The 12691-nt window shown below is 30.7% G+C and carries 17 protein-coding genes; 12 read left to right on the top strand and 5 right to left on the bottom strand.

Annotated features, from left to right (window positions below; genetic code table 11):
- The first annotated feature begins 103 nt into the window (after positions 1 to 103).
- The 8 genes from QX51_RS21495 to QX51_RS18225 all read left to right on the top strand — a co-directional run bounded on the left by QX51_RS21495 (position 104) and on the right by QX51_RS18225 (position 7435).
- The gene (locus QX51_RS21495; RefSeq protein ID WP_257560399.1) at positions 104 to 226 is read left to right on the top strand and encodes a hypothetical protein; all 123 of its coding nucleotides are present in this window, start codon (positions 104 to 106) and stop codon (positions 224 to 226) included.
- A gap of 603 nt (positions 227 to 829) precedes the next feature.
- Positions 830 to 1972 (top strand): acryloyl-CoA reductase, encoded by a 1143-nt coding sequence (gene acrC / locus QX51_RS18255; RefSeq protein WP_039681329.1) that lies wholly within the window; start codon positions 830 to 832, stop codon positions 1970 to 1972.
- A gap of 22 nt (positions 1973 to 1994) precedes the next feature.
- Positions 1995 to 2798 carry an acryloyl-CoA reductase electron transfer subunit gamma gene (gene acrB / locus QX51_RS18250; RefSeq protein ID WP_039681328.1) on the top strand — a complete coding sequence of 268 codons (804 nt, stop codon included), beginning with the start codon at positions 1995 to 1997 and terminating at the stop codon, positions 2796 to 2798.
- Positions 2799 to 2819: 21 nt separating this feature from the next.
- Positions 2820 to 3926, top strand: a complete 1107-nt coding sequence (acrA, locus tag QX51_RS18245; protein ID WP_039681327.1) for an acryloyl-CoA reductase electron transfer subunit beta — start codon at positions 2820 to 2822, stop codon at positions 3924 to 3926.
- Positions 3927 to 3950: 24 nt separating this feature from the next.
- Positions 3951 to 5306: a branched-chain amino acid transport system II carrier protein gene (gene brnQ, locus QX51_RS18240; RefSeq protein WP_039681326.1), complete on the top strand. Its 1356-nt coding sequence runs from the start codon at positions 3951 to 3953 to the stop codon at positions 5304 to 5306.
- 22 nt (positions 5307 to 5328) lie between these two features.
- Complete coding sequence (locus QX51_RS18235) at positions 5329 to 5805, top strand: hypothetical protein (protein ID WP_039681325.1); 477 nt, start codon at positions 5329 to 5331, stop codon at positions 5803 to 5805.
- Between the two features lie 43 nt (positions 5806 to 5848).
- Positions 5849 to 6226 carry a hypothetical protein gene (locus QX51_RS18230; RefSeq protein ID WP_039681324.1) on the top strand — a complete coding sequence of 126 codons (378 nt, stop codon included), beginning with the start codon at positions 5849 to 5851 and terminating at the stop codon, positions 6224 to 6226.
- Positions 6227 to 6253: 27 nt separating this feature from the next.
- On the top strand, positions 6254 to 7435 hold the full coding sequence (locus tag QX51_RS18225) for a CaiB/BaiF CoA transferase family protein (protein ID WP_039681323.1): 1182 nt from the start codon (positions 6254 to 6256) through the stop codon (positions 7433 to 7435).
- Between the two features lie 132 nt (positions 7436 to 7567).
- On the opposite strand, the gene QX51_RS18220 is transcribed toward QX51_RS18225, so the two are convergent.
- From QX51_RS18220 to QX51_RS18210, 4 genes are all read right to left on the bottom strand, one after another.
- Entirely contained in the window at positions 7568 to 8428 is an 861-nt protein-coding gene (locus QX51_RS18220) for a MerR family transcriptional regulator (protein ID WP_039681322.1), read from the bottom strand.
- Positions 8429 to 8648: 220 nt separating this feature from the next.
- Positions 8649 to 8795, bottom strand: a complete 147-nt coding sequence (locus QX51_RS21705) for a YvrJ family protein (protein WP_074078898.1) — start codon at positions 8793 to 8795, stop codon at positions 8649 to 8651.
- Between the two features lie 16 nt (positions 8796 to 8811).
- The gene (locus tag QX51_RS18215) at positions 8812 to 9036 is read right to left on the bottom strand and encodes a DUF2922 domain-containing protein (protein WP_039681321.1); all 225 of its coding nucleotides are present in this window, start codon (positions 9034 to 9036) and stop codon (positions 8812 to 8814) included.
- A gap of 24 nt (positions 9037 to 9060) precedes the next feature.
- The gene (locus QX51_RS18210; protein ID WP_039681320.1) at positions 9061 to 9282 is read right to left on the bottom strand and encodes a DUF1659 domain-containing protein; all 222 of its coding nucleotides are present in this window, start codon (positions 9280 to 9282) and stop codon (positions 9061 to 9063) included.
- A gap of 236 nt (positions 9283 to 9518) precedes the next feature.
- On the opposite strand from QX51_RS18210, the gene QX51_RS18205 reads away from it, so the two are divergent.
- The 3 genes from QX51_RS18205 to QX51_RS18195 all read left to right on the top strand — a co-directional run bounded on the left by QX51_RS18205 (position 9519) and on the right by QX51_RS18195 (position 11286).
- Positions 9519 to 10130 (top strand): GNAT family N-acetyltransferase, encoded by a 612-nt coding sequence (locus QX51_RS18205; protein WP_039681319.1) that lies wholly within the window; start codon positions 9519 to 9521, stop codon positions 10128 to 10130.
- A gap of 168 nt (positions 10131 to 10298) precedes the next feature.
- Positions 10299 to 10532, top strand: coding sequence for a hypothetical protein (locus tag QX51_RS18200; RefSeq protein ID WP_039681318.1), 234 nt, complete (start codon positions 10299 to 10301; stop codon positions 10530 to 10532).
- A complete protein-coding gene (locus QX51_RS18195) occupies positions 10513 to 11286 on the top strand; it encodes a hypothetical protein (RefSeq protein ID WP_039681317.1) in 774 nt (257 codons plus the stop codon). The genes QX51_RS18200 and QX51_RS18195 overlap by 20 nt, the downstream gene beginning before the upstream one ends.
- 192 nt (positions 11287 to 11478) lie before the next feature.
- On the opposite strand, the gene QX51_RS18190 is transcribed toward QX51_RS18195, so the two are convergent.
- Positions 11479 to 11877, bottom strand: a complete 399-nt coding sequence (locus QX51_RS18190) for a hypothetical protein (RefSeq protein WP_039681316.1) — start codon at positions 11875 to 11877, stop codon at positions 11479 to 11481.
- A 286-nt stretch (positions 11878 to 12163) separates the two neighbouring features.
- Here QX51_RS18190 and QX51_RS18185 point away from each other — a divergent pair, with 286 nt between their 5' ends.
- Positions 12164 to 12574 carry an S-Ena type endospore appendage gene (locus QX51_RS18185; RefSeq protein ID WP_039681315.1) on the top strand — a complete coding sequence of 137 codons (411 nt, stop codon included), beginning with the start codon at positions 12164 to 12166 and terminating at the stop codon, positions 12572 to 12574.
- The last annotated feature ends 117 nt before the right edge of the window (positions 12575 to 12691 follow it).

Raw genomic sequence — 12691 nt, 5'->3', positions numbered from 1 at the left:
CTTATATAAAGTTAAATAGGAGCATATGCTCTTATTTTTTTACGAAAGTAGGTATACAATTGTATAATTAAAGAAGAAAATAGACAAATAAATAGATGTCTTAATGAATTTTGCAGAAGAATTAGAAATTAAAAATGAAGTAAATTATTTAAAAACAGATACTTATTCTATAAATACTAAGATGAATTCATTGTTTAGAAAATTTAACTATAAACTTGTTGGGTAGATGAGTTTCTTAGAAAAAGAACAACCATTTTATTGTTATGAAAAACATTATAATATTTACTCAAAGGCTATGCCCTCACAAGGATATTAGTCAAAAGATTAAAATAATATGAAACACTAGAGCATTAAGATTTAATGCTCTTTTTTATGACCTATTTATAGGTCATTTTTTAATTGTAAGGAAGAGCCCACGCAGTGGCTTAAAGTGTTTCGCCGACACGTCGCTCAAGCAAAGCAAATTTTTTATGAGGAAAATAATTATTTCACAAGAAAAGTCTACCAAAAAAACAAGGGGATTTTAGATATGAAAAGCTAAAAAATTCTTGTTTTCTTTATATACATAAGCAAAATATCTAAAAAAAGTTTTTTAGGAGGATACAGTGGGTGGAGAGTTTTGATTATATCAATTAAAGGCCTTGAAATTAGCAAGTTTTAAACAGTTGACAGTACAGTCGCTATAGAAGATATAACTTAATTAAGATGATAAATTAAAAAAATATCAATGAAGTAATTAAGCAAAAGTAGTAATTAAGAGAAATAAAAAATTAAGTAAAAATTGATTAGAGATGTATGGGAAATAAATTGAGAAAGGATGGAATAACACATGGATTTTTCATTAAGTAAAGAGCAAGAAATGATAAAAAAGTTGGCTCAACAATTTGCAGATGAACAATTAGATCCAGTAGCAGCAGAAATTGATAAGGAGCATACTTTTCCAGTAGATAACTTCAAGAAAATGGCAGAAGTAGGATTCACAGGTATTGGTGTTCCAAAAGAGTATGGTGGTTCAGGTGGCGGTGCTTTGGAAGAAGTATTGGCAGTTAGTGAGTTTGCAAAGAAATGTATGTCTTCAGCAGCCATATTATCAATCCATTTAATAGCTCCTCACGCTATTTATAAACATGGTAATGAAGAACAAAAACAAAAATTCCTACCAAAACTTACTAAGGGCGGATCTTTGGGAGCTTTTGCTTTAACTGAACCAAATGCAGGTTCTGATGCAGGTTCAGCAAAAACTACTGCCATATTTGACCCTGAAACAAATGAGTATGTGCTAAATGGTACTAAATGTTTTATTTCTGGAGGCAGCCGTGCAGAAGTGTTAATAGTATTTGCTCTAACTCAACCAGAAAAGGGACTAAAGGGTATGTCAGCAATAATAGTTGAAAAAGGAACTCCAGGATTTAGTATTGGTAAAGTAGAGTCGAAAATGGGTCTTGCTGGTTCAGAAACTGCGGAGTTGATATTTGAAGATTGTAGAGTTCCGGCATCTAACCTTTTGGGAAAAGAAGGTCAAGGATTTAAAATAGCAATGCAAGCACTTGATGGTGCTCGTATAGGAACAGGTGCTCAAGCAGTAGGTGTAGCTCAGGGAGCTTTGGAACTATCAGTTAAATATACAAAAGAACGTATTCAGTTTGGAAAACCTATAGGTGCTTTACAAGGAATTCAGTGGTATATAGCTGATATGGCAACTAAAACAGAAGCAGCGCAGTCACTTGTTTATAAGGCAGCATATTTAAAAGATGCAGGCAAACCTCACACAACAGAGGCTGCTATGTGTAAACTTAATGCGGCAGAAAATGCACGTTTTGTAACGAATTTGGCACTCCAAATTCATGGTGGATATGGTTATATGAAAGACTACCCACTTGAAAGAATGTATCGTGATGCTAAGATTACTGAAATTTATGAGGGAACTTCTGAAATTCACAAAGTAGTTATAGCAAGAGCAGTTATGAAATAGGGAAAAAGGAGTGGATGAAATAATGAGAATTTATGTTTGTGTTAAACAAGTACCAGACACATCTGGAAAAGTAGCTGTTAACCCAGATGGAACACTTAATCGTGGATCTATGGCTACTATTATAAATCCTGATGATATGGTTGCAATAGAGCAAGCTTTAGAAATAAAAGATGAACTAGGATGCAAAGTAACAGCAGTAACAATGGGACCTCCTCAAGCAGAAAATATGCTTCGTGAAATTCTTGCAATGGGAGCGAATGACGCTGTTTTAATATCTTCTCGTGAATTTGGTGGTTCAGACACTTTTGCCACATCACAAATTATAGCAGCAGCAATTACTCATTTAGGTATAAGTGATGAAGATATAATTTTCTGTGGACGTCAAGCAATAGATGGAGATACAGCTCAAGTTGGACCACAAATTGCAGAAAAATTAAACATACCTCAAGTTACTTATGCAGCAACAATTAAAAAAGATAAAAACAAATTAACTATAAAACGTATGCTTGAAGACGGATATATGATGGTGGATGTTGAAACTCCTTGTCTTATAACATGTGTAAAAGAAGATAATATAGTACCTCGTTATATGACTATTAATGGAATTATGGAATGTTATTCTAAAGAGCTTACTGTTCTTGATTTTAATGCTCTAAAAGATGAGCCATTGATTGAAGTAGATACTATAGGACTTAAAGGTTCTCCTACAAATATATTTAAGTCATTTACACCTCCACAAAAAGGCGTTGGAAAAATGCTTGAAGGTGATAGTAAAGAAACAGTTGCCAATTTAGTAGATGAATTGAAAAAATTACATGTTATTTAATAATGAAAGGAGACAACAAATATGGAATTCAATAGTTCTCATATAGAAGAATTTAAAGATATTTGGGTATTTTGTGAACAACGTCATGGACAGTTAATGAATACAAATTTTGAATTAATAAGTGAAGGTAGAAAATTAGCTGATGAAAAAGGAGCAAAATTAATAGGAGTATTACTTGGTCATAACATAAGTCATTTGGCAAAAGAGTTAGGTGGTTATGGAGCTGACAAAATAATAGTTTGTGATGATGAAAATCTTGAGCAATATACTACAGATGCATATACAAAAGTATTTTGTGATGTAGTAATGGACAAAAAACCAGAAGTTATTTTAATTGGTGCGTCTAATATAGGAAGAGATTTGGCACCAAGATGTGCAGCTAGACTGCACACAGGACTTACAGCAGACTGTACACATCTTGATATAGATATGAATAATTATGTGGAATTTATAAAAACATCTTCTACTCTTGATTTATCAAAAACAAAATTCAAAATGGAAGATACAAATTTAAAAATGACAAGACCTGCTTTTGGTGGTCATTTAATGGCTACTATAATATGTCCTAGATTTAGACCTTGTATGTCAACTGTTAGACCAGGAGTTATGAAAAAAGTCGAGTTTAGTGAAGAAAAAGCAAGTTCTTGTGAAGTAGAAATTTATCCAGTTAACATAGATGAAAAAGATTTAAAGACAAAAGTACTTGAAGTTGTAAAAGAAGCTAAACAAATGGTTGACCTTGTAGGAGCAGATATTATTGTTTCTGTAGGTCGTGGAATTAGTAAAGATATTGAAAAAGGAATAAAACTTGCTAATGAACTTGCAGATGCTTTTGGTGGAGGAGTTGTTGGAGGTAGCCGTGCTGTTATAGATTCTGGATGGTTATCAGCAGATCACCAAGTAGGTCAAACAGGAAAAACAGTTCATCCAAAAGTATATGTTGCCTTAGGTATATCAGGAGCAATTCAACACAAAGCAGGTATGCAAGACTCAGATTTGATTATTGCAGTAAACAAAGACGAGAAAGCACCAATATTTGATTGTGCTGACTTTGGTATAAATGGAGATTTATTTAAAATTGTTCCAATGATGATAGACAGCATAAGAGAAGCCAAAGAAAATAAATAAGCAATAGATGTATGGAGGATATAAATGAATAATTTAAATAAAAATGGAGATTTAAAACTACCTGCTTTATTTATGATGGGTGGGGCATTGTTTTCCATGCACTTTGGGGCATCTAGCATGGTTTGGCCAATGAACTGGGGAAAAGAAAGTGGCTCATCTGTATTAATAGCTTTTGCTGGTGCGTTTATCACATCATTGTTACTTACACTACTTGCTTATGTTGCTTTATCAAGAGGAAATGGTAGTTATAGTAAAATTGCAACTCGTGTTTTAGGAAATAAATTAGGAAAATTTTATACAGTATTAACAATTGTAATACTTGGTCCCCTATATGCTATTCCTCGTATGAGCGCAGCAGCATGGGACTCAATAGTTCAAGCATTTGGACTAAATTCACAATCTAGATTACCACTTATTATATTTACAATTATATTTTATCTAGTAACTTATGTGTTTTTAATTAGCCCAGGGAAAACAATGGATCGTATCTCTCAGATTTTATTCCCACTACTTATTATTATTGTAATAATCGTTGTAGGTAAGGGACTTATAGATCCAATATCAACACCAGTGGCAAAATCTTATGAAGGTTCAGCTTTTTCCTATGGTTTTACTAATGGATATGCAACAGCGGAAATACTTTGTGCCCTAATATTTGGCGTAGTTATATTAAACTCATTAAAAGAAAAGGGTATTTCAGAAGATCGTATGAGCAAAAACATTATTAGAGTAGGCATAATAGGTATTGCACTTTTAACTCTTACACATCTATGTCATATGTTAATAGGTGCTTCAACAGGAGGCACAATAGATTTAACATACACAGCTCTTTATACGGAAGTTGCTACACAATTATTAGGAAAAGCTGGTGGAGTTTTATTTTCAGTAGCACTATTCTTTGCAGCTCTTACTACTGCAATAGGAATGACTTCTGGATGCGCAGAATTTTTCGTAGACACAACACAGGGAAAAATTGATTACAAGAAGGCATCTATTTCCATATTAGTACTTAGTACAATATTCGGTTGCATGGGACTTTCATCAATACTTGAATTATTAGGGCCTATACTTGATGGAATATATCCAGCAGCAATAGTACTGGTAATATACTATGCTATTATGCCAAACAACCAAAATGAAAAAAACTTAAAGGTGTGTTCTTATGCAATGATAACAGCCTTAGTATTTGGTGCTATTGATACAATTTACGCTTATGGAATTAAATTAAATATAGATTTAGGCATAATAAATAAATTCTATGAGGCACTTCCTCTATCATCTGAAAAACTTGCATGGGTTCCATGGACAGTTCTTGTTGCCATTATTGGATACTTCATATTTAGATGTAAGAGAGAGAAGATAGATGATGTTGTTAGTTAAATAAAAATTTGGAGGAATTATTATGAGAAAAGAGTCTTTTTTAAGTTATAACATGACAACTGCAGATGCAGCTAACCCAGATGGATTAATATCAATTGGACGTCAGTTTGATTTTATAGGTGACGTGGAAACAGAAGAAATGATTTTGTGTGATGGTGATGAGTCACTTTGCCTAGGATATCACGATGTTAAATGTTATAAAGATGTTTATGTGGGAGATATGGTTGATTACAAAGCTACATTAATAAAAGTTGGAAATTCATCTCGTGATTGCAAAATAGAAGTTTATAAACTTGCTACTCCAGCATTTCGTGAAGGAAAAACAGATTGTAAAAAAGGTGATATGATTTGGTTTGATGAGCCAGTTCTTTGTACAGAAGGATATGTTCGTTTGGTAGTTAAAAAACATTTACAACGTGGAGAGCAACCAGATGGTATAGTTACAGATCCATGGTTCCCACTTGATGATTTTCCAGAGGAAGCTGAAGCAGAAATATAATTAAAATTTAAATAAAAAATATTATGAAAAGGGGAATTGAATTATGAATGAACAACAGACAGTAACATTTCGTTATAGAATGTCAAATAGAGATGTTTTTTACCTTGGAGGACTTATAAATGGAGCTAGAAATATAACACTTATGAATGATGCAGCCATAAGACTAATGGCTAAGGTATTTGGAAATACAGGTCACTGCGTGGAAGTTAAAAAAATACGTTTATATACACCATCTCAAGCAGGTGATTATATGGAATATATAGCAAGAACTAAAAAAATCGATGGAAATCGTGCATTAATAGAAGTAAGAGCTTTCAAAGTTATAGAAGTTCCAAAAGAGCCACCATTCCCAAGTTCAATAGATGTACTTCCTGAACCAGTACTATCAACAGTAGGACAATTTGTTTACGAAACTTTTTAAAATAGAAGATAAAGGAGAGTATTAATCATGAAAAAGGCACTTGAAGGATTAAAAGTTGTAGATCTTACTTCAGCATTAAATGGACCTTTTTGCACAATGATATTGGCGGACTATGGTGCTGATGTTATAAAAATTGAGCCTATAAATGGTGACCAATGTCGTGAATGGGGTCCAATAGATGAGAAAAGTGGTGAAAGTGGCTTTTATTGCTATGTAAACCGTAATAAAAAAGGTGTTACTCTTAACCTTAAGTCAGAAAAAGGTAAAGAAATGTTTTTCGATTTAGTTAAAGATGCAGACGTGGTTGTGGAAAATTACAAAGGAGGAGTTACAAAAAGGCTGGGAATAGATTATGAGTCAGTTAAAAAAGTAAACCCTTCTATTATATATGCATCTGGTTCAGGCTTTGGTCAAAATAGTCCAATTTCACACAGAGCTTGTTATGACATAGTAGCACAAGCAATGGGTGGAATGATTAACCTTACTGGTTACAAAGAAAATAACCCAGTAAAAGTTGGACCATCTATTGCAGACCACGTGGCAGGTATTTACTTAACAGTAGGTTTATTGATAGCTCTTTATAATAGAGAAAAAACTGGTGAAGGACAACTTGTGGATGTATCAATGGTTGATACAATATTTAGCTTACTTGAAAACGCCCTTGTTAATTATACAGTGGCAGGAATTATACCAGAGCGTAATGGAAATATAGACCCATCAATAGCTCCATTTGACGTATATGAATGTAAAGATGGATTTGTGGCTGTTGGTGTTGGTAATGATAGATTATTTGAGAAATTCTGTAAAACTATAAATCATGAAGAATTGTTAGAAGACCCAAGATTTGCAACAAATGACTTACGTTGTAAAAACTATGTACCTGACTTACAAAATCTAATTGGAGATTGGTGCAAAGATTATACTAAAAAAGAAATGGAAGAGATTATGGATAAAGCAGGTATACCATGTGGACCTATATTAAATGTTAAGGAAGCTATTGAGCATCCTCATATTCAAGCACGTGAAATGATGGTACACTGTGAACATCCAACAGCTGGAGATCAATATTTCCAAGGCTGTGTTATGAAACTTTCTGAAACTCCAGGTAGTGTAGATACACCAGCACCTTTATTAGGTCAGCATAATGCAGAGGTATTTGGTTTAACAGAAGAAGAGGAAAAGGAATTAAGAGAACAGGGTGTAATATAACCCCTAAAAATACACCCTAGTGTTAGCCCCTTAAGATGCACCATAGTGTGAATCCCTAAATACATTATTAAAAAAGGTATGTATCGTCTAGTGACGGTACATATCTTTTTTGTTGCAAGGATTTCATTTTTGTTATGGTTTTTCAATAGGTATTATTATTTTAGTAACGTGTTCGTCAGGATTGTTTACATCAAATGGAGAAATAATAAACTCCTCAGAAATATTACCATTAATTTTGTATCCGCTTTTATTTAGATACTGTATCATTTCTATATGTTTATTTATTATGTTAGAATAATCTCCAATATGTATGGTAGTGGCAGCTGTAAATCCACCAAACTTCTTGCAATTAGGAAAATCAATAGGAGATTTTAAATACATAGCAAATTCAATATCAAGATCTTTATATAAAAATTGCTCCAAAGGATTTGAATAATAAGTAACAACTATGGAACCTTTATTTTCTAGATTTAACTTATTGGATAAATTTATTAATTCAACCCATCTTTCTAAGGAAACATCTTTGTTTGAATAATTTTTCATTTGTTTTTTTGTAAAAAGTATGTAAGATTGAGGAATCTCTTCTATGGTTATGCCTTTTGATGTAAGATCATCTTTTGAATATAGGGATAAAATATCCACACCCTTTTTCAATCTTTGTGAAAATGTATATCCCTCTGTATATTTTTGTTGCAGTTTTTTTATTTCATTAGATATTTCTATTAGTTTTGAGTCAATACTTTCTTCTAAAATATGAGCTCTGTTATCATTTATAATGTTTTGAATTTCTTTTAATCCAAATCCTAACATTCTTAATTTACGAATAATACAAATAGTAACCATTTGTTCTTTGTTGTAATACCTGTAACCACTTTTTTCATCTCTGAAATAAGGTATTACTAAATTTATGGAATCGTAGTATCGCAAAGTTTTTATAGGAACGTTGCAGATTCTTTCAACTTCACCTATGGGATATTTTTCTTGTGATTGCATAAATAACTCCTCCTAGAATCTATTAAAAAGTTTGAAAAAAATGGTAATATTATATATTAAATTATATCACAATCAGGTGATTGTTAATTGTTTATTAAGAAAATTATGAGAAATCAATTATCTTTAAAAGTATGAAATCTTTAATTAAATTTATGGACTAAAAAAGAGCTATTGTAAATGGGGGAATTTACAATAGCTCTTCTATTTTAAATGAGAAGCTCTACTTATTAAGTTTGATAATATTTCTGGATAAATCATTTATACTATCTGTCAAACTTTGCAGCTTTCCTTCAATTCTAACTAATAAATAGAGAGAAATGGCAATGGGAAAGCCCAGGTTTGCTATGATAGATTGAAAATTATCCATTAGATCACCTCGATTACTATACTTCCAAATCGTACTCAGTAGTTGTAGAGTCAACTACTTTAGCAGATATACATGCGGCTATGTCATAACCCTTTGGTTGGAAGATGTTTTTGTCTTTGATCAAATTCATAGCATCTATTATTTCCTGTTCTTCCAAGTCTTCTCTTGGGTCGTCCACAGTAATAGTAAAGCTATTACCTAAAGTATTTTTAAACGTCATTAAAAGTCTTTTTTCATCCATAATTTAACCTCCTAAATTTATAAACTATTCAGATAATGATGAGTTGTCCACTCTATTTGTACCACATAAAGTATGTTGTTGTAAGTCTGATATAGCAATTACAACAGACATTATATTGTCGTTTGTAGCACCTGATTTTATGCTAGAATAAGTCTTAGTTTTTATTACTCTATCTCCATTTAAATCTGTACCATGATCAAATTTAACTTTGATAGATGAAAAATTGGGAGTTGAAACTACTGCCATATTATTACCTCCTTAAATTTTTTGTAAAGGAATTTCACTTTCTACTTATATAATAGTTAGTAAAATTCATATAAAGTTGAAAAATATCTTAGTAAGTTATATGTGGGAAGAAAGGGTATATTTGTCACAAGTAACCTTATATTAATGTAGTAAAATATAAGAATATGTTATAATAAAATAAGATACATAAATTATGAAATATGGAATTAAAATTATTATTTTCAGGAGGATGGTATATGAGTTTAGTTATAAGAAAAATAGAAGAAAATGACTATAAAGATGTGGAAATTTTAACAAGAGAAGCCTTTTGGAATGTTTATAAACCAGGATGTTGTGAGCATTTGGTGGTAAATAATATACATAAAGATAAAAAATCTATTGAAGATTTAGAGCTAGTTGCTTTATATGATAATAAAATTATTGGTCATATAGTTTGTACAAAGGGACAAGTTAAGGGCGTTGACAATGAAACTTTTATAACTTTTGGACCACTGAGTATTATGCCAGAGTTCCAAGGAAATGGCATAGGAAGCAAATTGATTAGCATATCTTTACAAAAAGCTACTAGACTAGGTTACTCTGCTGTTCTTATTACTGGAGATGATAATTATTATACTAGATTTGGTTTTGAGCCAGCATCAAAATATGGCATTCATATGGAAGGAATACCTGTGGAAGATGAAGCTCCATTTTTCATGGTGAAAGTTCTTAAAGAAGGTGCTTTGGATAATATAAATGGTTATTATGTTTTCGATGATTGTTACAATGTGAGTGATGATGAAGTGGATGAGTTTGATAAGGAATTTACTCCTAAGGTGAAGGAAGTTAGGGAAGGACAGTTATTCTAAGTAATATTTTTCAAAATATTATTGATTAAGTAAACTAAAATAAGCTAGTAAAAATTTTACTAGCTTATTTTAGTTTTCAAATGTTATATATTGAGAAATAAAGATGATTTTTATATCAGATAGATAAATAGGAATTTAAGAAGCTAGTTTTAAGGGAGAGTAGAAGTTATGTTGAGAAAAAGTACTTTTATGAGTGAAGAAGGATATGATATAAGAAATATACAAATTCATTTAGAGTTCAAAAGGGCAACAAAAGAACAAGTTATTGAGTTAAGTAATTTGGTTTATAATACTTTTTTCGAGAACATTGACGAAGACTTTATTATTTCATCTATAATAAATAATAAAAATTTAAGAGACATTAAAAAGATAAAAAAATGTTTTGATAAAATTAAATATTGAGCATAAAAAATATATTCAAAATGGTGGTGGAGCTGATATAGGTTTTGTTTATCAGGTACTTTATATGGAGGAAGAATATAATTTAAATAAAGAATCTGGATATTTTGGTGGTATTCAGTGGAATATTGGTGGATATACTTGTGGAGAAAACTATAATAAGGTAGTAAATTACCTGGAAGAATTCTTTAATAAAGTTACTAACTTAATTGATTTTGTAATAGGAAATATATGTTTTGTTCCAGAAGATTTATCTCCTTTTTGCTTACCTTTTCATTCATATTTTGAAGATAATGAATTCATCGACAATAAATTGAAAGGATTAGATAAATATGATGATATCGACAAGTTATACTGCAAGTCACACTTTAAATATGAAAAAATAGAATTTTTAAAGTCTATAGAGTGGTTAAGTTATTTGCCAATTGAGGTATTAACAAAAGTAGATGAAAATTTAATGAATGATAATTTACTTTCAGTTAGAATGAATGAAGATAAAGGAGCGTTTATAAAATTTGATAAAGATATAAAAGAAGTTTTGATAGCTGATAAACTTATATTAAGAAAATATGTAAACAGTATATTAGTAAAGGGGTATGGTCAAATACCTTATGATACATTAAGGTGGTATTGGGAAGAGATTCCTATATATTATAGTGAGATAATTCCAGTAAAAGATCCATACAGTAATGAATATGAGATATTATTTGTAAGTGATGGTGACTTAAAGTATACCTGTAAAAATAATGCAGAGTAGTTTTTAACTATTATAATTTTTTATAAGTATGCTTGATGAACAATATTAATATATTGTGAAACAAGTATTATAAAATAAAGTATTCACGAAAAAATCTGTTTTAGTGGATATTAAAACATGGCTAGGAATGATATATGTTAGTGTATCAAACCTAGCCATTTTATTTTATGCTCTTAATAAAGAATATTCTAATTAATGTTTTTTATTATTTTTAGATGAATTAGCAAATCGTCTAGGATCAAAATACAAGAAATATAAACTCAGTACTATGATAAAAATACTTGCTTTATCTCCCGCTCCAAAGAAAATTAATAAACCAAAAACAAGACAAAATATACCAAGAGATTTTGAAAATGTGTTAACTATCTTTAGTTTTTTATCGCTCATTGTCTCCCAACAAGTAGGACTCCAATAATTTACTTTCTTTGTTTTTGCATATTCTTCTCTTTCCTTATTTCTCTTTTCTTCTATTTTTCTCTTTCTTTCTTGAGCCTTCATTTTGTAATCTTCATTTATTTTTTTTATATCTTCTTTTAGCCGAATATTAGCATCATTAAATTCTTTTTTTATTTCGTCTTTATTTTTATGCATTAGAAACCTCACTATTATATATTTTCGTATAAATTGTATCAATAAAATATTAAAAATACAAATACAATTAACTATTTGGCTAAAAGTTCCATCACAATTTCAATGCAATGAAAGTAACCATATTTTTAATATCATAGATATAAATAGTAATTTGATGAGTAACAACTACATATTGCGAAAAAAGTAGAAATTTGTAGAAATATGTGTAACAAAAATTCGTATAAATAGTATTATAAAATAAGGACAATCAATCAAGGTTGTCCAATTAAAAGGAGATGGTTTTAGTATGTATAATAAATGTTGTGGAGAATGGTATGAAAGACCAGATTGTCATGAAAGACCAGATCGTGATGAAAAAGTAGAATGTAATATAAAGAGTGAATGTTGCCAAGGATTTGTTAAGCAACAATTTAGCATAACAGCAACTGCTACTGATGATGATGGAACAGTTGTTTATAGAAACTCTAATAATTTTGCCGTAACTGGAACAATAATATTAACAAATTTAGGAAGAAGAAATATTACTTTCACTGCAGGCGATAAACAAATAATAGTAGCTCCAAATGAAATGGGTGTAATTATAGCAGCTAATATAGACCATGTAACAATAAACACTACTACTGCAAATACTACTTCAAGAGCACTACTTTGCTTTGATATTCAAGTTCCATCGCCTGAATTTGAATGCTGTTCATAATTGGGTTGATTTTCAGCATGTAATTGACTATGCTGAATAAGAAGATTAGAAACTACAATAAAATAGCAATATAATGTTATTCTAGGCAGAGATTTATTCTCTGCCTTTTATTATTAA

It is taken from the genome of Terrisporobacter othiniensis, assembly GCF_000808015.1.
In the GTDB taxonomy this organism is placed as follows: Bacteria; Bacillota; Clostridia; order Peptostreptococcales; family Peptostreptococcaceae; genus Terrisporobacter; species Terrisporobacter muris.
The sequence above is the reverse complement of the archived record's forward strand: the minus strand, read 5'-3'. Positions and strand labels throughout refer to the sequence as shown.